This window comes from Symmachiella macrocystis, from assembly GCF_007860075.1.
Classification (GTDB): Bacteria; Planctomycetota; Planctomycetia; order Planctomycetales; family Planctomycetaceae; genus Symmachiella; species Symmachiella macrocystis.
The window spans coordinates 380,980-406,506 of record NZ_SJPP01000003.1 but is presented as its reverse complement, the minus strand read 5'-3'; the positions used below and the strand labels follow the sequence as shown (position 1 = coordinate 406,506).

Genomic DNA, 25,527 nt, shown 5'->3' with positions numbered 1-25,527 from the left:
CATGGAAACGCAGCCGGATGTGTCGCGATGCACCCAGCATTTGGGGTCAATCTTCGAGCGACGAGATGCGTTCGATGGCATCACCCAACAATGCGCACAGCTCGGCGCGGTCGATTAGGTTGCGGGCTTTGCTTTCGCTGACCCAGCGGCGGCGGCGGATGTGTTGTTCGTCCCACTCGTCATCCACGCTGCTGACTTGCATGAGCACGACGGTCACGTTTAACTCCAGGCCCCATTTGCTGTACTCATAGCTGCCGACCGGGTCGCCGATGATCTCGCCGTGTAGGCCCGCTTCTTCATGGGATTCTTTGAGCGCTGTCTCTAGATAGGTCTCGCCGGGGTCGATCATCCCTTTGGGGAAACCCCATTTTTGTTTGCGGGCCGATGTGATTAAGCAAAACTCAAGCTTGCCTTTTCGCTTACGAAAAGGAATGGCACCGGCTTGTTCGATCACCTGTTGAGATTGTGACGCCATCGATTGTGCTCCTTGCGTGTTCAGTCGGCCATCCTGATTCGCAATCGCAAACCTTGGCCATCCGATGAGTATTCGCTCCGTCGGTTTGAATTGTAAGTTTCATAGCACACTTTGTGCAAACCGAATCTGATGTTTTTGTGATCGCGACTTCGTTGTCGCTCAGCATGAAGGTGGCCTGCAATCGGATCGATTGATGAAATACGAATCGCTTGTTCATCGCCGTGCGCCGATTGCATTTGGTCGTCGGCCAGGATAGTTTGGAATTTGCAATTGTTGCTGATGCCTTTCACGTCAGGGCGATCTTGGAAACGTGATTCGCTTTTATCCGCGCTAACATTTTGATCAACACAACAAAGGAACAGCCATGGCCGACCAGCAGCCGCGACGACAGTTCATGCAGAACGTGGGTGCCGCTTCGGCCGGTTTGATGGCGGCCGGTTATACTGCGACCGCGCGCGGCTACGCTGCCAACGAAACCATTTACGTGGGAGCCATCGGCACCGGCGGCCGCTGCCGACAATTGCTGGGAACGCTGGGCGAGATTCCCGGTGTGAAGATCGTCGCCGTCTGCGACATTTGGGATGACAACCTACAAAAAGGCCGCGCAATGGCCGACCCCAAAGCGGCGACGACCAAGGATTACCACGAACTGCTGGCTCGTAAAGACATCGATGCAGTCGTTATCGGCACCCCCGACCATTGGCACGTGCCGATTACCATTGATGCCTGTCGAGCAGGCAAAGACGTCTATGTCGAAAAACCGCTCACACACGATCTCTCCGAAGGCCCGCCGGTGATTGCGGCGCAAAATGAACACAAACGCATCGTGCAAGTCGGCATGCAACAACGGAGCATGCCGCACCTGATTGAAGCCAATAAGATCATCCGCTCCGGCGAACTGGGAGAAATCCGCAAAGTGCACCTGACCTGGAATCGCAATTCGCCGCGAGCGCAAAAGAAGAACTATGGCATCGATCCCAAATCAGTCGACTGGAAACGATTCTTGGGAAATGCGCCGGAGCAACCGTACGATGAATACCGTTTTCGGCATTGGCGTTGGTTCTGGGATTTCGGCGGCGGGATCTTTACCGATCTGATGGTGCACTACGTCGATGTCGCGCACTGGTTCTTGGATTTGGACCATCCGCAGATGGCAACCAGCATTGGCGATCATTTCATGGCGAAAGACGTCTGGCAGACACCCGATACAGTGCAGACGTTAATGCGTTATCCCCAGCAAGACTTGCAGGTCTATTTCGAAGGGACTTTCGTCAACGCCCGCAATGCCGCCATGATGGAGTACATGGGGACCGATGCGACGCTGTATTGTGACCGCGGCCGTTATGAAATCCACCCCGAGCACAATCGCAAGATTAAATATCGTGAACTGGTGCTCGGCAGCGGATCGCGCGGCAAGGACTTTTACGAAACCCCCAACGGCCGGTTGCTGCATTTGACCAACTGGCTGGAATGCATCCGCAGCCGCAAGACCCCCAACGCCCCCGCCGAAGCAGGCGTCTCCGCAGCAAGCGCAGCACACATGGCCAACCTGGCGCTGCGGGGCGGCAAGGTGCAACATTGGGCGGAGACGTAGATTCTAAAGGATCTGATTTCAATGAATGATCATTGAGCGGTTTGCCCACTTCCCGACGCGCAACCCGCTGTGTGATTAGGCCGACTGACCGGAGTCGTTGTTTTAGCAGGGATGAATAAGCTCAGAGTCAGGCTCAAAAAATACTTGGGCATCTTGGTCTTCTTGACTTTACTTTTTGTTGGACGTGGAGGAATACGGGCTATGGGCGCAATTCAAGGAGATCAACATGCCCAAGATGCCCACCGACTTTTGGGTAACACCTAGTCGAAATGGAATACTGCGAATTGGCCATAGCGGGGCGGAATGAATCACAACAACTCCGCTGGTGATGCAAAAGTGAGTGGGCAGCGTGATGTGAAGGGGGTAGGGTAGGGGAATTCCCAGGAATTCTTTATGAGGAACACACCGACATGCTTCCACCTGCCCTGGAATCTTGGATAATGATTTCACATAGCAAAAACACCGAAGATCTCGCCGATCTTCTCGCCGACGATGTCGTGTTTTACTCTCCGATCGTGCACACCGCTCAGAGTGGAAAGGCGGCGACATTACTTTACCTGACTGCCGCGAGCAAAGTGTTTTTCAATGAGACTTTTACTTACGTCAAGCAGTCCGTCTCGGAGTCCGCTGCGTTTTTAGAATTCACAACCGAGATTGACAACATCTTCGTGAACGGAGTTGACATCATTTCATGGAATGCGGAAGGAAAAATCTGTGAATTCAAGGTAATGATCCGCCCACTCAAAGCCATCAATGTGGTGCATCAAATGATGGGACAAATGTTGGAACGCATGCGCGACGCATCCGGATAGTCCGCTAAGATTTGCGGCGACATGCGTCGACTCACGAGGAGATGAGTCGGCGTCCGTCACCCGATGTGCCTGGAACCGTTTCAGGCTCAACACAAATGAAAAAATCACAGATGATACCGAATCGAGTCCTCATGAGCCTTGCGCGTGACTTGACGCCAAGTGGCTCAGCACGTTTAGATCTTTGTTTGGTCGGCTTGTTTTTGACACCACCTTTGCAGGTAGCCCGTAACCGAGGGAATAGGCATGTCCCGTAGATTAGTCCTCAGTACACTGCTGTTCATTCTCTGTTGTCTTTGTTTCGACGAGACCGCACGCGCAGAACTGCGTGCCGGGGCAGCCCGAGAGAGCATCGTTCCCCCGTTTCCCACCAAGATGGGCGGGTTCTTTGACCGTTTGGAACCGTTCACAGGGGTGCATGACGAGATTTATGCCCGTGCGCTCGTACTGGATAACGGACAGACGCAAGTTTTGATCATCGGTTCGGATCTGATCAACGTCAGTGCCGACATCACCGCCCGCGTGCGTGATAATATCGCACGGGAAACCGGTATTCCGCCGCAAAATATTATGGTCTCCAGCACGCACAATCATTCCTCTCCCTCGGTGAACCGGCCGGGACAAATTGACGATCCCAATGAGAAATCGGCCGCGTTTTTTGTGGAACGGTTTACCAAAGTGGGCCTGGATGCGTTTAATAACCGAGTGACCGCGCGGGCAGGTTTTCACGCAGGGGAACTCAAAGGGGCGACGCGCAATCGCCAGCAGCGCAACGATCTTGTCGATACGCAAGTCGGCGTGCTTCGTGTCGAGGAACGCGAGGGCCGTAAGACAATTGCCACCTTGTTTAACTTCACCGGTCACCCGGTGATCGTCGGCTCGAATAATCTGTTGCTGTCGGGCGAATATCCCGGAGCTGCCCAACGGGCGGTAGAAAACATGCTCGGGGGTGTGGCAATCTTTACCCAAGGTGCCGCAGGAGATGTGACCGTGCACCGCAGTGGCGATCCGTTTATGGAGATCGAACGCTTGGGGCGGACCGTTGCGGGTGAAGTGATCAAAGCCTCTGGGTTTATTCGCGGCGAGGAAGAAATCGAACTAGCCGGAGCGACGACCACATTGAATCTGGCGGCGCGGCAGATCCCTTCGTTGGACGAAACGCAGGCTGCGATCCAGTCAGCCGAAGCAGAGTTAAAAGCGGTAGAGGACACAGCCGCGAACAAGGAATTGCGCGAAGCGATCCGCAACCGGTTGCGGCTGTACAGCATGAATGAACGTTTCGCGAAAGGCTTAGCCGACGGCAGCCTCAAGATGCCCGAGCAGTATCAAGCCGAGGTGCAGGTGTTGCAAATCGGCGATTTGGTGATTGTCTCGATCCCCGGCGAAATTTTTGTGGAATACGCCTTGGAACTCAGGCAGCGGATTAAGCAGTTGTTGGACAAATCAATGGTGCTCGCCGGGTATTCCAACGGCTATTTGGGCTACATCGTGACGCCCCGAGCCGCGGTCACGGGGGGCTACGAAGCCTCGATCTCCCGTGTCCGCCCCAATGCAGGCCGGCAAATGACCGAAGCAGCCATGGAATTGGTCGGCGGTCTGAAACAATCCGAAACACCCTGATTTGGATGGACCTCTAAGAGCCAGGCCGAGTTTACATTGCATTGCTGCCCAGCCTGCATGAGGAAAATTGTACAAAAACGTCCAACCGTCGGCGCCCGCGCGTCGGCGGTTTTTTTGTGCGAATACCCTGGCAGATTTACTGGCCGCAGGGCATTCATTAGGACAGTTGTCCGCATACACCAACCACTTGTGCAGTCGCTACAGGGGTGTACCGGTCGTAGCAAGAACTCCGATTCAGGAGAACTAATTATAACGGTTGTGGAGTTTAGTGGTGGGTAAACGAGGATTTTCGTGCTGCAGGCCGGTGTGCTCACCTTTTCAGGACAAGGAGTGTCCTACATTCGTGTGGACGACACTGAACTCTGCAGGTCGACCCGAGCAATCCAGCTTGCAACAGAATCCCCCCGGGATGGGAAACCCCAGAATTTCACATGTTACCCACACGACTCCTCAATATGGCACCGGAGCAGCGCCGACGACGTGAAGTCGTCACGTGTATGATTGTTCTCGCTGCGATTATCATCGGTGGTACGATTGGGTTCACGTTCACCGAGGAACGGTGGGACATCTGGGACGCGATCTATTTTACATTGATCACAATCACGACGGTCGGCTACGGGGATGAAGGACTTTCTCCCGACGGCAAGAAATTGGCAATTGTTTTGGTGTTGTTTGGAATCGGCACCGCGACTTACACACTCAGCGTGCTTGTTCAATTGGCCGTTGGATATCAGTTTGCCTGGAGGCGAAAGATGCAAAAACAAATCAAGAACCTGGAACAGCATGTTCTGGTCTGTGGCTTCGGTCGATTAGGCAAAGCCGCCTGCGAACGTCTCGAAGAGCTCAAAGCACCATTTGTGGTGGTCGAAGAGGACGAATCGGAATATTTAGCCGCAGCTGCTCAGGGCTACACGGCACTGCAAGGTTGTGCCACAAACGACGATGTTCTGCGTGAAGCCGGAATCGAGAAAGCCAGTGGTGTGATTTGCGGCGTCAATTCCGATGCTCAGAACGTTTTCATAACGCTGAGCGCGCGCGAACTCAATCCCGATTTGTTTATCGTCTGCCGCGCGGATTCCAACGAATCTCATGGGAAATTAAAACGAGCGGGCGCATCGCTCGTCGTCTCCCCGCATTCAACGGCCGCTTCGAATATCGTCAATTCCATGCTTTTTCCGAATCTCGCCAATTTCATGAATAGCTCTCATGAATCGAGCGGAGATTTTGAGCTGAGCGAAATCGAGATCCAAAAGGGCTCAATTTTAATTGGCCGCACGGTAAGCCAATACGGTCAAATCGAGAATTCGATTTCCTTTGTCGCGATTGTCCGAAGTTCAAGTGAAACCAAGATGAAGCCCCACGGCAACGAATCGTTCCAACCAGGTGATGTTGTGATCGTAGCTGGGTATGCTCAAGACTTAGCCCGGATGAAAGAGTTGGCACAAGGCCCTTGTGACACTGCCTTCGCAACAGCGTTCTCTGACGACGGCCTTGCTGATTCACCGACTTCTGATAAAGATCTCGTCAGAGAAGCCCCCGTTTCTACGAATGTTTGATTTCTGGATGACTGGCGACGCAAACGGCAACAGGCTGCGTGAAACCAATTGTCAAAGAACTTCCAACCGTCGGCGTGAAAGCGTCGGCGGTTTTTTCGTGCGCTGTGCGCCTGCCGATTCGCGGGCCGTCTTTGTGCCGCGTTCGCTGCACGGCATATCCTGACCTGCTGGTCCGAAAACACCCGTCTGGGCAGTTTGTAGGAATTGTGCCGTTTTTGATTGCTATGCGGGTTGTCCTGGGGCATAATGGTGACTCGAAATAGGCAAGCGACTCATTTCCAGCACGACATTCGATTCAGAGATTCTTCATCATGAAACAGATTCTTCTTGCCGGTTTGGTCACTCTTGGTTTGGTTTCGTCCGCAGACGCTGGAATGGTTACGCGGTTTACGGTGGTCGATAGTTCGAACACAAGTTGGGTTGCACGCGGATATAAAGATTACATGGTGACCCCTTCAGATGGCTGGACCTTCACCCCGTCGCGGAATTTTGATAACGGAATTGGCTTCGAAATCACCGGACCAGCCCTCAGCGGGACATCAGTCGATCGGTGGTTTTTAAATTTCGCAGCCCCTTTCGACGCTCTGATTGCGCCGGGTGTTTATAACGATTTTCAGCGATTCCCGTTCCAGGACACCGACCGGCCAGGATTGGAGTTCGGCAGCACCGGGCGACTGGATAATACGGCGAGCGGTTTCTTCGAGGTGTTAGAGGTGACATACGGGACGACCGGCGAGGTACTTACATTCGCGGCGAACTTTACGCACTACGGCGAACAAGATCTGAACAATTACGCTATTGTTGAGGTCCGCTATAACGCCACCGCAGCCGTCCCAGAACCAAGCACGTTCGCACTCCTCGGCATCGGCGGCATCGCCCTGGTCGGCTACGGCTGGCGACGCAAGCGGCAACAAGCTGCGTGAAACAAATTGTCAAAGAACTTCAACCGTCGGCGTTATGCGTCGGCGGTTTTTTTGTGCGCTGATGGTCCCTGGGGGCACATTTCTTAACGCGACTCAACTGCGGAAACAACTGGTTCGTTTCGATTTGACTTTTCCTCGCCGGCGCCACAAGCTATAACTCTCTCAGACGCTCCCTACGACTCGGAGAGATGCCGGAGTGGTCGAACGGACTGGTCTTGAAATCGCGTTCGCTACTAAACCCAAAACGCTGTATTACCCTTGTATTATAGAGTGAAACGCGTTTCAGCCGCTTCGCTTCCGGTAGCAAGAAAACCGGGGAAAACCGGTCTTTACCGGGCGGTGCAGGTGTCATGACACCCGCCTGAAAAACGATCAGTTGCCGCCGAGTTGCAAGGTCGGCGGTTTTGTCTGCTTCACGCCTGCCGATTCGCGGGCTGTTTTCGGCCGCGTTGGCGTATCCGTTCTTCGCCAGACTTGCTCCGAAAATGCAGCGTTTCGCTAAACCGCAAGAATTTGCGGATGTGTGCAATCGGTCGGCGGTAGTGCGTTTCCCCGTAGACAGTTTGAAGAAAAGCGGCCCATACTGCGGTTGCTCGCCTTCGTCCGTATGAACTCGGTTGAAGCAAATGACCCAATGGAGAACGCGATGAAGCGAATGATTCAATTGACGGTGGCGTGTGTGGCGGTGCTGGCCGTTGTCCCCACGGCGACCTTTGGTGAGGTCATTGAGGTCGGCGATTTGAATATCATCGACGATCTTGGGAATCCATCAGACGGCCTCCGCTACCTCGACATGACGTTCAGCGCTGGGCTGTCCCAGGCGGCCGCGTTGGCGAATGCTCAGTCGACATACTCGAATGCGCGGTTGGCCACCCCCGACGAGTTTGACAATTTGTTCGAAGCCTCGGGCATACAGCTCAACGGTCCGATACCCGCCTCCGCAGGGTTCACAACCGGAACATCAGTTTCGTTGTCGACCGGGGCGAATTACGACGGTGGGGCGTTGGCTGCCGCGTTGGGATTGACGGTAGGAAATAATTTAATTGTGTACACCGACCCTGACGGATCTGACGACACCTCGTCCACTAGGGACCTCTTACAATTCGGCCCGACATTCGTGTTTGTCGCACAATTCAGCGGTGTCCCTTCCTCGAACGGCGGCTGGTTGCTCGTTTCTGATGCCGCCGTCGTCCCCGAACCCTCCACCTACGCCGGTCTCCTCGGCATCACCTGTGTATCACTGCTCGCTTACGACTGGCGACGCAAACGGCAACAGGCTGCGTGAAACAAATTGTCCAAGAACTTCCAACCGTCGGCGTGAAAGCGTCGGCGGTTTTTTCGTGCGCTGTGCGCCTGCCGATTCGCGGGCCGTTTTTGTGTCGCGTTCGCCACACCGCATGTCTCAGCCTGGGCAGTTTGTAGAAATTGAGCCGTTTTTGCTTGCTATGCGAATTGTGATGTGGCAGGATGGTGACTCGGCCATTGGAAAGCGGCTCATTTTCAACACCACATTCGATTCAGAGATTCTCCCCATGAAACAGATTCTTCTTGCCGGTTTGGTCAGTCTTGGTTTGGTTTCTTCTGCTCAGGCGGGGTTCATGGTCACAATCCAGCCTAGCTCAGACCTGAATGACATTGTTTGGACAGTTAGTTGGGATTCGACTGCTGGGGCTTCCGCTCCAAGTTTTATCTTTGCCTGGGACCAAATGGACCCAGATACCGGCACCGTAGCCTCTTTAAATCCCTGGGGCGGCCCGCGGCCGTCGTCGTTGATTGAAGATGTAGGAGACTACACTTCCTACGATGCTGGGGGAGCAGACATTGGACAAAGCCCATCAATCTTTGGTGATGGGGTGGGTGGAGTCAGTAGCAGTCCTGGTGGCTGGGGAGTTGGTCCCGACGATGATGGTGCTGGTAATGGTGATGATCTCTACATCGTTAACACATTATTGCCTTCCTCAACTACCTTTCCGAGCAGTGGGTCATTCATCATCACAATTCCTGGTGCGAACCTAAGCTTCTATAACTTAGGTACTTTTACCGAGAATCCAGATGTTACCGTGATCGTAACGGACACACCGTTCAATGCAGCCGTCCCCGAACCGAGCACCTTCGCCCTGCTCGGCATCGGCGGCCTCGCCCTGGTCGGTTACGGCTGGCGACGCAAACGGCAACAGGCTGCGTGAAACCAATTGTCAAAGAACTTCCAACTGTCGGCGTGAAAACGTCGGCGGTTTTTTTGTGGGCTGATGGTCCCTGGGGGCGCATTTCTTAACGCGACTCAACTGCGGAAACAACTGGTTCGTTTCGATTTGACTTTTCCTCGCCGGCGCCACAAGCTATAACTCTCTCAGACGCTCCCTACGACTCGGAGAGATGCCGGAGTGGTCGAACGGACTGGTCTTGAAAACCAGCGTACCGCAAGGTACCGGGGGTTCGAATCCCCCTCTCTCCGCTAATTCGGCTTTAGGCCGCAGACCCTAGGCCGACGAGGTCCATGGCGAATCTGTTTTCCTAAAGCCTACTGTTTACAGCCTCAAGTCTCAGTTCATCGAGGCTTGGGGCTTTTTGCATTGGTTTCGGCGGAATCTGCGCGTTGGACGTGTCCTATTCCACGGCCCCTTTTCGTGCTCACTTGCTCAAGAAAGAAATGCAACATGGACAACGCAGCACCCCATGAACATTTGGACCAGATGATCACCGGGTATTGGGTCTCGCAGGCGATCTATGCGGCGGCCAAATTTGATGTTGCTGAGCATCTCAGAGACGGTCCCCTGTCCATCGACGATTTGGCCGCAGCCACGTCGACCAACCCCGATGCGCTGTACCGGTTATTGCGGGCGTTGGCCAGTATCGGGATTTTTGCCGAAGGTCAGTCACGGCATTTCTCCTTAACACCCTTGGCCGAACCGCTCCGCAGCGGCGTGCCGGGATCGAAACGGGCGTTGGCGTTGATGGCGGGCGATGAACAATTCCACGCTTGGACCGAAATCGAATACAGCATTCGTACGGGAAACATGGCCTTCGAAAAAGTCTACGGCAAACCGATCTTCGAATACTTGGGCGAACATCCCGAGAAGGCCCAGATTTTCGATGCAGCGATGACCGGGATCCACGGTCGGGAATCGGATGCGATCACCGCGGCGTACGACTTTTCAGAATTCGGCGTGCTGGCCGATATCGGCGGGGGAAACGGCACGTTGATTTCCAGTGTGTTGAAGGAGCATCCATCGATGCGCGGCATGTTGTTCGATCTACCGCACGTTGTCGAGCGAGCGTATGCGAATGTTGAGGCGCTGGGAGTCAAGGATCGCTGCGAGTTGATCGGCGGCAGCTTTTTTGAATCGGTTCCCAAAGGAGCGGATGCCTATATGATGCGGCACATCATCCACGATTGGGACGATGAAAAATCGCTGGCCATCCTGCACAATTGTCATCAAGCATTAGCAACCGGCGCCAAGCTACTCGTCGTGGAAAGCGTCATCCCCGAGGGGAATGAACCGTTCGGCGGCAAATTCCTGGACTTGGTGATGTTACTGATTCCCGGCGGCAAGGAACGGACCGAACAGGAGTATCGCGAATTGTTCAGTCAAGCTGGTTTCGGACTGACACGCGTGGTGCCCACGTCGACGGAGGTCAGCGTGATCGAAGCGGTTGCGCTTTAGTACAAGTCGTTTCAAAACCCTCTGACGCGTCCCGCTGATGCTAATCTGCAAGTTTCTTGAACAAGCTCAACTAGATTTGAAACGGGTTCTGGAGATCCTTCGGGACAAGGAGAGATCAACATCGTGTCAGAGCCCGGTCTACCGCCGACGTTGTGTCGTACCTGCCATCATCGACGGGACATCGTCTCGGGGACGGGATCACGATTCGTGTTGTGCGAATTGTCGCTGACCGATCCGCGATTTGCGAAGTACCCACCGCAACCATTGTTCCGCTGTGCGGGGTATCAGGCAGCCGCGACGCAGGTCAAAGAGAACGAATAACGGAGAACGGCATGCGGAAGTTCAAAACGTTATCGCAGTTCGTTTTGGCCATTTTTATGATCGTCGCCGGGGTTTTGCATTTTGTGAAGCCCGACTTTTACTTAAAGATCATGCCGCCGTATTTGCCGCTGCACTTGGAATTGGTTTATCTGAGCGGCGTCTGTGAAATCGCGCTCGGTGTGTTGTTGTTGGTTCCCCGCTATTCCCGATTGGCGGCGTGGGGGATCATTGCCTTGTTGGTCGCGGTCTTTCCCGCCAACATCTACGTCTATCTAAATCCTGACGTCTTACCGGCGCCGCACATCGTGCATTTGCTGCGTTTACCGCTCCAAGGTGTGTTCATCCTGTGGGCTTATTGGCACACAAGGTGGACCGTTAGCGACGCAAGCTAATGAGTGGGCAATAGTGCGATTACCACTTGAAACTCGCAACTTTGCAGGAATTTTGTGGTTTTGCCCAGTATTCACGCGATTCCTGCCTATTAACTGGCAGTTTCTTCAACACCGCCTTGTTTTCTCAATGGCGCTCGGTATGATCATGCCTTGCGGCTGAGCAGCCTGAACCTGTTGTGTCGGGCAAGGCCGTAAAGGATCTTTTAAGAATTGGATTGAAGATGGCAGAAGGTACGATCAAGAAGCTGACGGACAAAGGTTTCGGTTTCATCGACACGGGCAATGGTGAAGACATGTTCTTCCACAACTCCAACCTCGAAGGCGTGAGCTACGAGCAGTTGAGCGAAGGACAACGCGTGTCTTACACTGAAGGACGCGGACCGAAGGGCCCCCGGGCTGAGAACGTCAAATTGGCATAAACGTTTGCTCAATCTGAAAAAGAAAGCCGGCGAAATTCGTCGGCTTTTTTCGTGCGCCAAGAGAAGGTGCGCCGTGCGCATTCGCAAGCGGTCGGCTGAGGATTCGCGATTGCACCATGAAGAATTTGTGTTGTGTGTATCACGCCCTGCGAGTGTCTGAAATTCGTGAGGCATGTTGGTTCCGTGTGACCGAAAACGAAGCAGCGTCGTGTCAAAACCGTGATAACCCCACCATTTCAAGCCGCGACAGTTTTTTTACTACATTTCATGCCTGGCCTGGGGGTCCGTTGCCAAAACGCAACCTATTGTAACCGTCGTGGAGCTGCCTCGTCTCCCTCGCGATTGGCATTCATTTTAAAGTATGCATGTGGACTATCCGAGGTATGGCAGCATTAAGCACAAGCAGGGATGAATTCGAGACAAAGGGACGTCAGCAGAAAACCATCCAGCTTGGATTACCAATTCTGACGGTGATGTGGTGTGTCATTATTGGGATCGGACTCACATGGATCTGGGAGCACGAAGCGACACCGGGAGAGGTCACTCAGTCTCCTACGCAATGGCCCACTGACAGCCGGGTCGAACGAAATTCAAATCACTTGACGCTCATTGTATTTGCGCACCCTCGCTGTCCGTGTACCCGTGCAAGCCTCAACGAGTTGGCGTTGATCATGTCCCGTTGTTCGGGGCGCATTGTTACCCGTGTCCTGTTTTATAGGCCGGCGGGATTTGTTGCTGAATGGGAACAAACCGATCTTTGGGACTCTGCCCAAAGCATTCCCGGCGTGAACGTCGCTATCGACGAGAGTGGATCCGAAGCGAAGAGATTTGGTGCAACCACGTCGGGATATTCGTTGTTGTACGACCGTAGCGGTCAATTGGTGTTTCATGGCGGGATTACAGGATCCCGAGGTCACTGTGGTGACAATCCTGGAAGAGCGGCGATAGAGTCGCTCGCGTTGAATGGTGAGTCCGACCGGAATCACACTTTTGTCTTCGGATGCCCGTTGTTGGGGCGAGACAAAGCTTGCTGTAGGAAACCGCGATAATGACGCGTTTATTGTCACATTCCACTGAACCGATCGATCGCGTTTCGCGAAGGGCGGATGAACTCTATCGCGAAAACCAATTGGATATTTTTCGGCGGACCGACCGCCTGTTTGCCGGGCTGATGGTCATCCAGTGGTTTGCCGGTGTCGCCGCAGCCTACTGGATTTCTCCTCACACTTGGGCAGGCACAGACAGCGCAACGCATATTCATGTGTGGGCGGCGATTTTTCTTGGCGGGATCATCTCTTTCTTTCCGGTTTGCCTTGCGCTTGCTCGTCCCGGCTCGACTTTAACTCGCCACGTCATCGCCATTGGGCAGATGTTGACGGCCGGCTTGTTAATCCACTTAGGCGGCGGCCGCATCGAGACGCATTTTCACATCTTCGGTTCGTTAGCGTTCCTGGCATGTTATCGGGATTGGCGCGTGCTCATGTCGGCGACACTCGTCGTGGCGGCAGACCATTTTCTGCGTGGTGTGTACTATCCGCAATCAGTCTTCGGCGTGTTGACCGCGAGCCCGTGGCGTGTATTTGAGCATGCCGGTTGGATCGCGTTTGAAGATGTCTTTTTACTGATCACGATCCGGCAAAGCGTAAAAGAAATGAAAGAGATGGCCCGGAACCGGGCGCAGCTTGAGTCCACCAATCAAACGGTAGAGGCGGAAGTCGCAGCGCGAACTCATGAACTGCAACTGCAGGCGAAGAGCTTGCAGGAGTCGAAACAAAGAGCGGAAGAATTAAATGCGTTTGGCCAAATCATTGATCGGTCTCACAATGAAATTTACATTTTCAATTCCCGCTCGCTGAAGTTTATGCACGTGAATCATGGCGCGCGAGACAATATCGGCTATACGATGGCTGAGCTCAAAGATATGACGCCGCTCGATATCAAACCGCAACACATGCGTGCTTCGTTTGACGAAATAGTCGCCCCGCTTAGGAACGGAACCAAGGAAAATATCCAGTTTTCGACAGTCCATCGGCGCAAGGATCGCTCGGAATATCCTGTCGACGTGCGACTCCAAATGGAGAATTTTGCCGGGACGAAAGTGTTTGTTGCCGTCATTCTCGACACGTCGGAACGTCAAAAGGTTGATGAGGAACTTCGAGAATCACGGGAAGACGCGCTCACTGCTACCCGTGCAAAGAGTGAATTCCTGGCCAATATGAGCCATGAGATTCGCACGCCCATGACGGCCATTCTTGGTTTTACCGACATCCTGCTTGACAACGTGGTCGACAAGGACAATGTCGATGCCGTTCATACGATCAAAGCGAACGGAAATTACCTGCTCGAACTGATCAACGATATTCTCGATTTGTCGAAGATTGAAGCCGGCAAGTGTCAGATAGAACACCTGGACTGTTCCCCGCAAAGAATCGTTGGCGAAGTGGCCTCACTGATGCGCGTACGGGCCGCCGCGAAAAACTTACCGTTGGAAGTCCGCTTCGAGGGAGGCATTCCCGAGACGATTCAAAGTGATCCGACTCGTTTGCGGCAGGTTCTTATCAACATCTGTGGAAACGCAATTAAGTTCACGGAACACGGTTCGGTCACAATCGTTGCCTGCTTAGTGGATAATCCAGGCGACGAGCCCAAGATGAGATTTGATGTGATTGATACAGGGATCGGGATCGCCCGTCACAAAATCGACACGCTGTTCTCGCCCTTTACGCAAGCCGACAATTCGACAACGCGACAATTTGGCGGAACCGGACTCGGGCTGACGATTAGTAAACGACTGACCAAACTGCTCGGTGGCGACATTAGTGTGCAGAGCACCGCGGGCCGGGGAAGCACCTTCTCCATCACGGTTGCAACGGGGCCATTGGAGAAATCTCGAATGATTCACGGTGCCGGCGAATCGGAGTCCCAGACAAGGAAAGTCTCAGAGGCCGGTCAACCGCAAGCTTCATTGGCAAACACCCGAATTCTACTGGCCGAAGACGGACTTGATAATCAACGGCTGATTGCGTTTGTTCTGAAGAAGGCGGGAGCAGAGGTCGTGTTGGCTGATAATGGCCAGATTGCTTTTGACTTGGCGACGGAAGCTAGCAGGGCGAACCGTCCGTTCAATGTGGTCCTCATGGATATGCAAATGCCAGTGCTCGACGGCTATTCGGCAACTCGCCGACTCCGAGACGTCGGCTACACTCATCCAATCATTGCGCTGACCGCACATGCGATGACTGGAGATCGAGAGAAATGTCTCGACGCTGGATGTGACGAGTACACGACCAAGCCGATTGATAGAAAACGGCTCGTCGCGATGTTGGCGACGTATTCATGCGCTGTGGATGTCACGTTATGAACGAGGAAGCTGGGTAGGAATGCTGCCGACTGAAATGTCCCTGTTATTGCGGGTGTGAATCAGCATTTCGTGGACCAAACATTTCCCGAATACCTGCGAGAGCCTCAGCCAAGTGGGTCATTTCCTCCATTGTCTCACCGAATTGAGGGTTTTTCCAACCGCCGAGTCGTTCCAACTCGGACTGAATTCTGGAGACAGCAAGGTCTGCGTCGTCCAACTCCTCGACGACGCCCTTGTCTTGCCACCATTGTAGAAACTTTTGAGCAACCCAAGTGGAAGCGTCAATATTTTCAGGAAGGTGCCCTGTCCCGGATGTCGCCTGCCGAATCCAATTGGCAAGGACTAGTTCAATTTCGCTAGCCAACATTGCGATACCGATTAAACTTGGAGAATTGAGCGAACCCGCCCACACACAAATGAGGACCTGAGCTGAAGCCAAAAAAAAACCGAACGTGCTACAATTGTAACAAGTTCGGCTCAAGTGGAGGCGGCGGGAATTGAACCCGACCCGAAATCGTCGGGAAATCGTGGGGGTGGCGACCAAAGCGGCGCAGAAAGCGGCGCACTCAACGTACAAAACGCCCCGACTGACCCCGACCTGCAGGTCATCATCGACGCTTGGCCGGCCCTGCCCGAAGCCATCAAGGTCGGCATCCTGGCGATGATCCGGGCGGCGGATTCGGGCGACAATCCCTTCACCGGAGAATTCGAGGACGCTCCATGACCAAAACACCCGACCAGGAAGCGCACATCACCGCGATGTCGACGGCAGGACCAATTCCCCGGCAAGCACCCAATCCAACACACACAGCAGAAGACACGGAAAACACGGGAGAACAGGACACCGTTGATCACCAAACCGGTGATCAGGACGCGGGGGATATTCCTCCAGGGCCAGCGTCCGGCGATCCACCGCCGGAACCTCCCGCCCGCCCGCGCGAGGAGCCGCTTAAAATCACGGTGAAGCGGCGGCTTGAGGCTGAGGGGCGATGGGCTGGGAATATTGAGCTGGAACGCAACCAGATGATGAAGCTCGCCCGGAAGCAGGGAATGAGCAAAGAAGACGCCCAGCTATGGGTTTACGGCGAACTGGACCGCATGTATCCAGCGAAAGCGGCGGAAGCCGAGCAGCCAAGCGCGGACAGTGTCCGGGCGCAGCGCCCAGTAGACGATGGCCAGATTCAGGGGCTGTCGGCCATTCCGGATTCGTGGTCCGAGTTGCCGGCCAACGCTTCGCTGTCGGCTGAGATTGGATGGGTGCAGGCGAATCGGCTCCGGATCGTGGAAGAGAAGCCGGGCCATGCGACCGTGGTTCGGCTGGACTTGGCCCTGTCCCCTGCTCCCTCCTGGTCTGCCCTCGGTTGGCTCGAAACCAGTATCCGCAGCTACGCCAAGTACGTGGATGTGGCGGCCAAGGCCACAGCTTCGGATGATGGTGAGGCTGATGTGATGCGGCGCGAACGCATGGCCATTGAGGAGGTGCGTGGGCTGCTCGATGATGTGCGGGAGGAGATGAGCGGCCAATGAGCGCGGACAGTGTCCACCTTCGGGCCCGAAAACCGAACCCGCCGAGATCCGAACCGCTTCCCCCCGCCCGTTGCCCGGTCCCATATCGTATGTAGATATCCAGCCTAAGCCCCCTCAGGAGTCAAGATAGGCAAGGAACAGCCAGCGGACTACATGGTTGAAAGGGAGCGTACGGCAGTGGGCTAGTTAGGCTTTCGAGCGGCGGCACAGACCGCCTACGCCAGTGCCGTGGAGGGGAAATCGGATGTGTTATTCATTGCTGCGATGATGGGTTTATGGCACTGCCCTGTAAGACAAATGGAGCAACTGGCCGCGAGTATGCCACTTGTCGCGGAAATGGAACGTTTTCAAACTTGCCGCGTCTTGGTAGTTTCAATGCGTCGATTGATGAATCCGAAGCGAGTTAGCTAACAGCCGATTCTAGCTTTGGGTTGGAATGTCGCCACTACTTGAGGTGAGAAAAGTTCGAACTAGCTTGTCGGAGTGTGACATGGCCGAGTCAGATGTCGTCATCCAAATCACAGTTCCCGAGGCTGTTGTGCTTGACTCTTTTCTTCGCCGTTTCGCCGAAACAGACGAACTGACAATTCAAGACCAAGCCGAGCAACAGGTTTTATGGAATTTGCAGTGTTTATTTGAGAAACTTACGGACCGAGAATGGCCCTCCATAGAGAGTGCTAGTGCAGTACTTCGTGGCGAAGTATGATGGTTCATGCTGATGGGAACGTCGGCGGTCACACGGAATGACCGGTTGGCGAGGCTGCTCGGAATGAAGCCCCGAAGTCGCCCCGGTATCAGTCTCACCTACCCTAGCCACCAAATGAATCATGATTTATCGAACAGCTATTCTATCAACCTTCGATGCATATTTGGAAACCGGTGGCGACACCGCTGAGGAGCAGGCTGACCAACAAAGAGAACGGCAGGAGATTGTTAGAGATTTTCCATTTGCCGTTATGCTGGAGTTGGCATTTCCGGAACTTGATTTCGCGAATCGCTGGTGTTGGAAAAAATTCGGCCCAGCCAATGGTGAATGTTCACAACGGTATTCTGAGTATCCAGCTTGCACGATTGACCTGCCACATTGCCACGTTGGGGCATGGGCTGAACATTGGTTCGTGAAAACAGATTACGATTTTGGCTTCAATGAATGGTATTTTTCGCAGCCAGCAGACTATGAAGCCTTTCTGCGGTTTGTTCCCTCAATAGACTGGGGTGAGAATTACCCAAAGTAACCGGCCCGGTACAAACACCGGTGTAAGGCCAAGGTGCCGGGAAATAGAACGCGCGCACGCTGTCGTTGCTTAAAAGAAACCTATGAGATTTCGCGGGCGATCCACGTGTGGATATTTATTCGATAGCACTATCGAAGGCATGCTATGAAAGCACAAACACATGGAAATGTCTCTGCGGTGGAGACATGCCGAAGAAGCGGGAAGATCGTTTTTAGGATTGTCCTCCTGACGCTGTTTGCCATAGCCGGTTTGGGCTATTACGTTTACTACTTGTGCCCGCCAAAGGATCAGAATGGCAACGTGCCGGGCGACTCGGTGAGGAAATTCCTGGAATTTGCCGAAGCAGAAAATTATGAATCTGCAAGAGAGTTATGGTATGGGCCTGCGAAGTTGGATGTTACCGTTCAAACAGAATTTGAAGACTATTGCGCGCGATACAAGAAGATTGGCCTTAAGAAATTCAAGATATCATGGGCCCGCAGAGGTAAGGCGGGTTTTTGGATGGTACGCATAGATTTTGAGGAAGGAGGCGAGAAGATACATCAGTTTTTCGCCTTGAAGATTGTGGACGGTGAATGGAGATTGAGCCGGGGGTACCGTTGGTAAGGTGATGATTTGGTGAGGCGAAGCAGGGAAGATCCATTTGCTCCGAACGCCAAATACGAATGCTCCGCTTCTGGCGAGGAGACAAGGAGCGGTTCCCCTACGGCCATCACTCCATGTGCCAACCTACGGCGGTGTACAACCTCAAGTCGGGCGGGGTGGTTGTCTCGTCATTCGATTACGCTTATGACCGCGCAGTCCGAAAACACGAGAATTAGAGGTATTCGGGAAGGTTGACCGGGTTGCAAACCGGCGGCCAAGCGGCCCCTGGCGCGATGGATGCTTCTCGCCTTTCGCATCGTCGTGCTGGGGATCGGCCCGACCTAAAGAAAGGCGACTTCGATGCCCGCATTCACCATTTTCGTTGAGGGTGCCGACACCGAACCTGCAAAAATCCCCGTCTGCGTCGTCGACGGTGAGAAATATGCATCTCGCATCTGCGAGGGTATGAAAGAAACCGAGTATGCGGCGTTCAACTTCTCGTTCGAACTATGGACTAAGTCGGATTTGGGCAAGGCACCAGCCTGGGTCGTAATGATCGAGGACGCGCAGAATGGGGTGTACGGTGAGATCGTCGCAGGCATCTGCAACCTGGCAGAGCGGATGTACTTGTTCATGGGCGGGCGGCGAAGACGCGAGAAGACTGCTTCCGGCGAGGATACCGTATCTGACAACGACAACTCGACAACGGCCAAGCAGGACGACGAGACGGCGGACGATAACGGGCAGCCCCCGGTGGCTAGGACCTTGGGAGCGGGCGGCGAACCCTCGGGAGCGGCGAGCACTGACTTCCGGTCGATGTGGTGGGGTGGCAATCTCTATTCTTTCACGGTGAACCAGGCCCCGGTGATGCGGTTGCTATACGAGAACTGGAAGGCCGGTACACCCGACGTGGGCGACGAAACGCTTCTCTTGGCGGTCGACCCCGAGGCCCCGCCTGCGCGTCTATCCACGTTGTTTCGCGATCATTGTGCATGGGGAACGCTGATCGTGCCCGGCGGCAGCAAAGGATCGCATCGACTGGCCGAGCCTGACACGTAATACGCGGCAAACTCACCACGTAGCGCGCGGGTAGCGCGCCGGTAGCGCGCACGCCCATTCTTAAGATTCATCGCAGATGCTGGCCATTGGCCGGCGGTTCATTCCTTCTCTGAGGAAAACTTGCGATGAGTGACTTGCTTTCATTGGCCCGCATGGCCCGGCGGCTTGGGGTAACTCAAGACTGGCTGCGGGAACAAGCGGACGCGGGCAAGGTGCCCTGTTTGCTTGCGGGCAAACGGTATCTCTTCAACGCGGTAGCGGTGCAAGACGCCGTAGCGACAAAAGCCGCAGAGAAACGGCAGGGGGTGGACCATGCGAAGTAACACCCCTGCGACATCGACGCCCACTCCCCTGGCCCTGCGGCCCCGCGACGCGGCGATCGCGCTGGGCATTTCCCCTCGCACCTTGTGGGGGCTGACGGCCCCGCGCGGCCCGATTCCCTGCCTTCGGATCGGACACGGGAAGCGGCAATCGGTTTTGTATCCCGTTGCCGAACTACAAGCTTGGCTGAGCCGGCAAGCGGAAGCTGAGAAAAGGGGCGACGATGACGATTGAAGCATATCACGGGCATGAAGCCCAACAGGCGATACTTGCAACCGACCGCGAAGCACGTGTGGCGATGGAACGTGAATTCCAAGACGCCAACCCGGAGGAGTTGCACAATAGTCGCGCGACTAAAACGCAACAAAACGGCAAGCGGAAACTTTACCCGACGACAGATTTGGGTAACGCGATGCGGTTCGTGGACGACCACGGCGAAAATATCCGTTTTTGCTTCCAGACTGGCAAGTGGTTGATTTGGAACGGCAAATGCTGGCGACAGGATGATTCCGGCGAGATATTCCGAAAGGTCAAGTTGACCGTAATCAACATGTTCCGTGAAGCATACGGAGACGACAGCGGAAGCAGTCACGCGGCAAGATCACAATCGTCTCGCAGCATGGATGCAATCGTCAAAGTATCACGGGACCAGCGGTCCATTCTGCCGGAGAACCTGGATTGTGACCCGATGTTATTTAATTGTTTGAACGGCACGATTGAATTGAAGACCGGCGAATTGCGGGCACACCGGCGCGAGGATTTCATCACCAAACTTTCACCAACGATTTACACTTCGGGTGCCAAAAGTGAACTGTGGTGTAATTGGCTGTCCGAAACGTTCAACTCTGACGCTAAACTCATTGCGTGGCTGCAAAAGCTGTTTGGCTATTTTCTCACTGGTCAAACCGTTGAGCATATGTTGGCGATTCTGTTTGGCGTTGGAGCGAACGGCAAAACCACGTTTTTGGAAGCCGTCCTTCACGCAATGGGGCCGGATTATTCGATGCAGGCCGCGCAGGATTTTCTAATCGAAAAACGCAACGACGGCCATCCGTGCGATAAGGCCGACCTGATGGGCAAGCGGTTTGTGGCTTGCGTTGAAAGTGGCGACGGCGGACGACTCAACGAAACGCTGATTAAGTCCTTGACTGGCGGCGACCGAATCCGCGCCCGATTTATGCGGCAGGATTTCTTCGAGTTTGAATCAACTCACAAGCTGGTGTTGTGCACAAATCACAAGCCGACCGTCAAAGGCACCGACCACGGGATTTGGCGACGCCTGCGGCTGATCCCATTCAAGAACATCGTTCCCGAAGACAAACAGGACAAGCAACTCCCGTCCAAGCTGCGGGCCGAATCCGCGGCAATATTGGCATGGTTGGTTGAGGGCTGTTTGGTGTGGCAGCGTGAAGGATTGACGTCGCTACCAGCGGCGATTGAGTTGGCGACAAGCGAGTATCGGGGCAGTCAGGACGTGATCGGCGCGTTCATCGATGATTGTTGTATCACGGGGCTGTCGTACCGCTGTAAAGCGTCGCAAATCTACGAGGCTTACAAGCAATGGTCCGAAACCAATGGCGAACACTTTTTGACTCAACGAAAGTTCGGAGAGGCAATGACTGAAAGAGGTTACGAACGATTGAAGGAGGGCGTGAAATGGTACTTAGGCATCGGCGTTTTGGACGGTTTGGACCTTTTGGACCTAAATCCGGCATAAGCGCCAAAAACGCCCCCACGGGAGACTAACCGGCAGAAGGTCCAGAAGGTCCAGAATTCACCAAACCTTGAAAGAAAAACCATGACCAAACCCGAACAACTTGTCGACCCGTGGACCATCGCCAAAGACATCAGCACATGGCTCCCGAGCAAGGACCACGAGCGGGCCATGCGGATTATTGACCACCACGAGCGGCAGCACATCGCGGCCGCGAATCTTGAACTTATCGAAAGAGCAGAGCGACCCCCCGGCGAAGCCCACGAAGCCGGTATGCCGATGCGGTTCGACAACCTGGCGCGACTTACCGATTCACGGTGGGTAATTCGTCCGGCGGGACTGCGGCAGTTGTGGCCGGTTTCTCGAATTCCCCGTTTGGTACGGCAAGCGTGCTGGACCAAGAGACCAGTATTCGATATGATACCCGCATGGCGAAAAAACGAACTATGAAACTGACTGACCAATTGAGGCAAGCAATCGACGATTGCGGGCTGTCGCGATACGAAATCGCCAGGCAAACCGACATCGACGAAAGCGCACTGGCGAAGTTCTACAACGGGCATCGCGGCCTCTCGATGGAATCGCTAAATGCGTTGGGCGCGTTCCTGCAACTAACAGTTCACATGGGCCGCAATCCAAAACCGAAAAGAAAGTGACACACGATGGCCAGCATTGCCAAAGATAAGAACGGCACGCGGCGGATTCTTTTCGTAGCCCCCGATGGCCGGCGGCCGACGATCCGCCTGGGAAAAGTTTCGCAGCGGGCGGCCGAAAGCATTAAATACCGCGTAGAACAATTGCTTGAATCACTCAATCTGAATCGCCCGATGGAAGCCGACTTGGCCCAATGGGTCGCCGACCTGGAACCAAAGATGGCGAAGAAACTTGCCAATGTGGGATTGGTACCCGATCCCGAAGCCAAGCCGGTGGCGACGCTGGGGCCGTTCCTGCAAGCCTGGCTGGCGTCCCGAAAGGGTGACTACAAGCCGACAAGTCTCATTGCCTGGGGGCAGGTTGTCAACGCCCTGACGGGCTTCCTGGGGGCCGACTGCCCGCTTACGGAAGTGACGCCCGACAAGGCCGAAGCATTCCGGCAATCCATGTTGGCTGCGGAACTGCGAGCAACCACAATTCACAAGCGGTTGCAACATGCCCGCATGTTCTTTGCCCACGCCAAGCGGCAAGGTTTGGTTGATGCGAACCCGTTTGAGTTTGTCCGGCATCGGCCCGGCGACGCATCGGAGCGGCGAGCCTATGTCCCTCTGGCCGACGTTGAACGTGCTATTGAACACGCCCCCAACGGCACTTGGAAGTTGCTCATTGCCTTATCCCGTTTCGCGGGCCTGCGCGTGCCGAGCGAAGCCCTTAGCCTGCGATGGCAAGACGTGGATTGGGAGCGAGGGCGTTTGACCGTGCCCAGCCCCAAGACGCAACACCTGGCGGGGCGAAGCTACCGAGTTATTCCGCTATTCCCCGCCGTCCGGCCATACTTGGAAAAGGCCTGGGACGACGCGCCCGAAGGGGCCGAATACGTCATTCCAGAAGAATACCGGCGACGTGCCCAAGGCCCGGCCGGCTGGGCGAACGCCAACCTGAGGACAACGCTGGCAAAAGTAATTCGCCGCGCGGGTCTGGAACCCTGGTCCCGGTTGTGGCATTCGATGCGGGCGAGTTGTGAAACGGACTTAGCCCGCAAATTCCCGTTGGCGGTCGTGGCGAAGTGGTTGGGGAACACGCAAGCCGTCGCGATGCGTCACTACGTCGACGTGACCGACGCCGATTTTGAGCGGGCGATTGCCGGTGTCGGGGCCGAAGAACATGCACCAACCGATGCGGAAGAAAAAGCGGCGCAAAAAGCGGCGCAGTCGGAACGCGCCGGGAATGGTTGTGAGTCGCAAGCCGAAGGGGGAGCGCATGAAAAAACCCCGGTATTGCAAGGTTCCGCGACTTGTGGCGATACACTGCAAAACCGGGGATTGGAGGCGGCGGGAATTGAACCCGCGTCCTGTGATACCTCAGTAAAGGCCTCTACGTGTGTATTCTGCCGATTGAGTTTCGCGTTGGTAGGCTCAACAGACAAAGCCTACTCGCGGCTAGCCCACCACTTGTCTCGCGCCGAACGTAGCGGACATTGACTCGGCGCCAGCCCAATTTTTTGACTGGTCTTCGGACTCCTTAGGCGGGGATTCCTAAACCAGGGTTGCCATGATTAGGCAGCCATTTGGAATTGCTTTTCGGCAATTAGTTTTTGATCAGCTTTTTACGTGGCCGGCTGATCAACCACGACACGCCACCCCTACCTGCAGTGATCCAGTCGAAACCGATCGCCCCCGGGTCGGGTTGTTGCTGCGAATGGTCAATTTCCGTCCGCACCATGAGTAATTATCGTCCCAATTCAAACCGAGTCAACCACCAACTTTCCCTTTCCAGTGGGATTTTCGGTGAATTGCTGCCAAATTGACCGCATTTTCCACTTCTAAACGGCTAACGAATACTGAACTGCTAACGAATACAGTGCAGTGCTTGATCAGTTCTGAGAATCAGCGAACCATCGACCGCGGCGGCGGTGGAGAGCAGAGTGCCTTTGAGTTTGTTCACCGACAGTTTCTTAAAAGTTGTTCTTGGGGCAATGACTGTCGTTGTGCCGTTGCGGTCAAAAAAGTAGATCTTGCCGTCGGCGTACAGCGGTGCGGCCCAGAATCGTTTGCCGATCCGCTCCTTCCAATGCAGCTTCCCGGTCTTGGAATCGATGCAGGTGGCGATTCCGGCATCAGAGGCGAAGTAGATTTCGTCGCCGACCAATAACGGACAGGAGACGTTGGGGACCTGATCTTTGTAGCGCCAGGCCAATGTCGGTTTGTTCTGCTCATCAATTTTGAACGCCAGGATTTGCGATTTCATATACCCGGTGCAGGTGAAGATCATTCCGTTGCCAGCCACCGGCCGGGCGGCATTGGAAAATCCCAACGTGCCGTAATTCAGCTTCCACAGCTCTTTGCCGGTGGACGGATCGTATCCATAAATCCAATCGGCGGAGGGAGAGACGATTTGTGGTTGGCCGTTGATGTCGACAATCAGCGATGTCGCATACGATTTGCGCAACTGTGGATTGTCGTGCAGTTTGCCGGTTCGTGGAGTCTTCCAAACTTCCTCGCCCGTCTGTTTGTCCAAAGCGACGATGTATTGCCGATCGATGCCGTCGCAATGGATGATCAACAGGTCGTTCCACAGAATCGGCGAACTGCCCGCCCCATTCTCGTGCTTGACGACCAACGATTGATTCCGCCACAACACCTCACCCGTGTTGACATCCAAGCAGGCGATCCCGCAAGGGCCGTAATGACAATACAGCCGTCCGTTTTCGATGATCGGACTGGGAGTCGCATAGGTATTGTCGATGTGGATCATCTGTGGATCTTGTTGAGACAACACCTCCACTTCGCGAATGATTTCGCCCGTCTGCAAATCCAATCCCACCGCACGCAGGCTCACCGATTCTGAAATCCGCAGCGGCTGCGAGTTGGTGCTGGTCTTGCGTCGCCGCTCGGCCTCTGCGGGCGGGGCGAGTTTATCGACGGCGGTCGTCACCCACACCTGGCCGTTTTCTACGACCGGCGATGACCATCCCAGGCCGGGGATCTTCTGTTTCCAGGCGATGTGTTCTGTATCGTTCCACGATTCGGGCAGATCGACCGCATCGGAATGCCCTTGGCCATCGTTTCCCCGCCATTCGGGTGAGTGATCACCGGCTGGCAGTGGCGCCGTCAATTGTGTTGTCGCCATGGTCAGTGCCGATAGGACAACAAAACTCCTCAAACATGTCATGGGGAACATCCTAGCTGTAGGGCAATCGATTGCACGTGAGGGTAACGGGCGACTAGTGCGCGACTTCGCTCTCTCTGTTTTAGACGGTCGTTGGCGGAATCTCAACAATTCAGCCCGAGCATTCTC

The 25,527-nt window shown here is 54.6% G+C and carries 26 protein-coding genes, 1 tRNA gene, 1 other RNA gene and 2 pseudogenes; 26 read left to right on the top strand and 4 right to left on the bottom strand.

All coding sequences use genetic code 11. The features are described 5' to 3' along the window. Positions 1–46: 46 nt before the first annotated feature. On the bottom strand, positions 47–475 hold the full coding sequence (locus CA54_RS25080; protein WP_146373741.1) for an NUDIX hydrolase: 429 nt from the start codon (positions 473–475) through the stop codon (positions 47–49). Between the two features lie 364 nt (positions 476–839). Between CA54_RS25080 and CA54_RS25075 the strand changes: the two genes are divergently transcribed. The 26 genes and pseudogenes from CA54_RS25075 to CA54_RS30260 form a co-directional block, all read left to right on the top strand. Then, positions 840–2,069 carry a Gfo/Idh/MocA family protein gene (locus CA54_RS25075; RefSeq protein WP_146373740.1) on the top strand — a complete coding sequence of 410 codons (1,230 nt, stop codon included), beginning with the start codon at positions 840–842 and terminating at the stop codon, positions 2,067–2,069. A 410-nt stretch (positions 2,070–2,479) separates the two neighbouring features. Next, complete coding sequence (locus tag CA54_RS25070) at positions 2,480–2,881, top strand: nuclear transport factor 2 family protein (RefSeq protein WP_146373739.1); 402 nt, start codon at positions 2,480–2,482, stop codon at positions 2,879–2,881. 243 nt (positions 2,882–3,124) lie between these two features. Further along, complete coding sequence (locus CA54_RS25065; RefSeq protein ID WP_146373738.1) at positions 3,125–4,498, top strand: neutral/alkaline non-lysosomal ceramidase N-terminal domain-containing protein; 1,374 nt, start codon at positions 3,125–3,127, stop codon at positions 4,496–4,498. Between the two features lie 431 nt (positions 4,499–4,929). Further along, positions 4,930–5,205: pseudogene (locus CA54_RS30265) on the top strand (potassium channel family protein); the annotation flags it as partial. A 45-nt stretch (positions 5,206–5,250) separates the two neighbouring features. Beyond that, positions 5,251–6,054, top strand: coding sequence for a potassium channel family protein (locus tag CA54_RS25060; RefSeq protein ID WP_231963191.1), 804 nt, complete (start codon positions 5,251–5,253; stop codon positions 6,052–6,054). Between the two features lie 311 nt (positions 6,055–6,365). Next, positions 6,366–6,977 carry a PEP-CTERM sorting domain-containing protein gene (locus CA54_RS25055; RefSeq protein ID WP_146373736.1) on the top strand — a complete coding sequence of 204 codons (612 nt, stop codon included), beginning with the start codon at positions 6,366–6,368 and terminating at the stop codon, positions 6,975–6,977. 646 nt (positions 6,978–7,623) lie between these two features. After that, entirely contained in the window at positions 7,624–8,262 is a 639-nt protein-coding gene (locus CA54_RS25050) for a PEP-CTERM sorting domain-containing protein (RefSeq protein WP_197532816.1), read from the top strand. Between the two features lie 112 nt (positions 8,263–8,374). Next, entirely contained in the window at positions 8,375–9,163 is a 789-nt protein-coding gene (locus CA54_RS25045; protein WP_197532815.1) for a PEP-CTERM sorting domain-containing protein, read from the top strand. Positions 9,164–9,347: 184 nt separating this feature from the next. Then, positions 9,348–9,432 (top strand) — tRNA-Ser (locus CA54_RS25040). A gap of 202 nt (positions 9,433–9,634) precedes the next feature. Then, a complete protein-coding gene (locus tag CA54_RS25035; protein WP_146373733.1) occupies positions 9,635–10,642 on the top strand; it encodes a methyltransferase in 1,008 nt (335 codons plus the stop codon). Between the two features lie 123 nt (positions 10,643–10,765). Next, positions 10,766–10,963: a hypothetical protein gene (locus tag CA54_RS25030; RefSeq protein WP_146373732.1), complete on the top strand. Its 198-nt coding sequence runs from the start codon at positions 10,766–10,768 to the stop codon at positions 10,961–10,963. 11 nt (positions 10,964–10,974) lie between these two features. Next, positions 10,975–11,355, top strand: a complete 381-nt coding sequence (locus tag CA54_RS25025) for a DoxX family protein (protein WP_146373731.1) — start codon at positions 10,975–10,977, stop codon at positions 11,353–11,355. Positions 11,356–11,576: 221 nt separating this feature from the next. Continuing rightward, positions 11,577–11,774 (top strand): cold-shock protein, encoded by a 198-nt coding sequence (locus tag CA54_RS25020; RefSeq protein ID WP_145377640.1) that lies wholly within the window; start codon positions 11,577–11,579, stop codon positions 11,772–11,774. Between the two features lie 1,048 nt (positions 11,775–12,822). Continuing rightward, entirely contained in the window at positions 12,823–15,135 is a 2,313-nt protein-coding gene (locus tag CA54_RS25010; protein WP_146373730.1) for a hybrid sensor histidine kinase/response regulator, read from the top strand. 481 nt (positions 15,136–15,616) lie between these two features. After that, positions 15,617–15,859, top strand: coding sequence for a hypothetical protein (locus CA54_RS25005; RefSeq protein WP_146373729.1), 243 nt, complete (start codon positions 15,617–15,619; stop codon positions 15,857–15,859). After that, positions 15,856–16,662 (top strand): hypothetical protein, encoded by an 807-nt coding sequence (locus tag CA54_RS25000; protein WP_146373728.1) that lies wholly within the window; start codon positions 15,856–15,858, stop codon positions 16,660–16,662. The genes CA54_RS25005 and CA54_RS25000 overlap by 4 nt, the downstream gene beginning before the upstream one ends. 490 nt (positions 16,663–17,152) lie before the next feature. Beyond that, entirely contained in the window at positions 17,153–17,368 is a 216-nt protein-coding gene (locus tag CA54_RS24995; protein ID WP_146373727.1) for a hypothetical protein, read from the top strand. 121 nt (positions 17,369–17,489) lie between these two features. Beyond that, positions 17,490–17,897: a hypothetical protein gene (locus tag CA54_RS24990; RefSeq protein ID WP_146373726.1), complete on the top strand. Its 408-nt coding sequence runs from the start codon at positions 17,490–17,492 to the stop codon at positions 17,895–17,897. Between the two features lie 144 nt (positions 17,898–18,041). Then, the gene (locus CA54_RS24985; RefSeq protein ID WP_146373725.1) at positions 18,042–18,503 is read left to right on the top strand and encodes a hypothetical protein; all 462 of its coding nucleotides are present in this window, start codon (positions 18,042–18,044) and stop codon (positions 18,501–18,503) included. A gap of 339 nt (positions 18,504–18,842) precedes the next feature. Then, a complete protein-coding gene (locus CA54_RS24980) occupies positions 18,843–19,541 on the top strand; it encodes a hypothetical protein (RefSeq protein ID WP_146373724.1) in 699 nt (232 codons plus the stop codon). A 125-nt stretch (positions 19,542–19,666) separates the two neighbouring features. After that, on the top strand, positions 19,667–19,864 hold the full coding sequence (locus CA54_RS24975; RefSeq protein WP_146373723.1) for a hypothetical protein: 198 nt from the start codon (positions 19,667–19,669) through the stop codon (positions 19,862–19,864). After that, on the top strand, positions 19,854–20,096 hold the full coding sequence (locus CA54_RS24970) for a helix-turn-helix transcriptional regulator (RefSeq protein WP_146373722.1): 243 nt from the start codon (positions 19,854–19,856) through the stop codon (positions 20,094–20,096). Before CA54_RS24975 ends, CA54_RS24970 begins: the two co-directional genes overlap by 11 nt. Further along, positions 20,086–21,579: a DNA primase family protein gene (locus CA54_RS24965; protein ID WP_146373721.1), complete on the top strand. Its 1,494-nt coding sequence runs from the start codon at positions 20,086–20,088 to the stop codon at positions 21,577–21,579. Before CA54_RS24970 ends, CA54_RS24965 begins: the two co-directional genes overlap by 11 nt. 81 nt (positions 21,580–21,660) lie before the next feature. Then, entirely contained in the window at positions 21,661–22,026 is a 366-nt protein-coding gene (locus CA54_RS24960) for a hypothetical protein (RefSeq protein WP_146373720.1), read from the top strand. Then, positions 22,023–22,232, top strand: coding sequence for a helix-turn-helix domain-containing protein (locus CA54_RS24955; RefSeq protein WP_197532814.1), 210 nt, complete (start codon positions 22,023–22,025; stop codon positions 22,230–22,232). Before CA54_RS24960 ends, CA54_RS24955 begins: the two co-directional genes overlap by 4 nt. Positions 22,233–22,238: 6 nt before the next feature. Continuing rightward, positions 22,239–23,291: pseudogene (locus CA54_RS30260) on the top strand (tyrosine-type recombinase/integrase); the annotation flags it as partial. Here CA54_RS30260 and CA54_RS24945 read toward each other — a convergent pair. The 3 genes from CA54_RS24945 to CA54_RS24935 form a co-directional block, all read right to left on the bottom strand. Continuing rightward, the gene (locus tag CA54_RS24945) at positions 23,262–23,492 is read right to left on the bottom strand and encodes a hypothetical protein (protein WP_146373718.1); all 231 of its coding nucleotides are present in this window, start codon (positions 23,490–23,492) and stop codon (positions 23,262–23,264) included. The pseudogene CA54_RS30260 and the gene CA54_RS24945 sit on opposite strands and share 30 nt — an antisense overlap. 60 nt (positions 23,493–23,552) lie before the next feature. After that, positions 23,553–23,908, bottom strand: a transfer-messenger RNA (tmRNA) gene (gene ssrA / locus CA54_RS24940). Between the two features lie 170 nt (positions 23,909–24,078). Continuing rightward, positions 24,079–25,401, bottom strand: a complete 1,323-nt coding sequence (locus CA54_RS24935) for an outer membrane protein assembly factor BamB family protein (RefSeq protein ID WP_197532813.1) — start codon at positions 25,399–25,401, stop codon at positions 24,079–24,081. Positions 25,402–25,527: the final 126 nt, after the last annotated feature.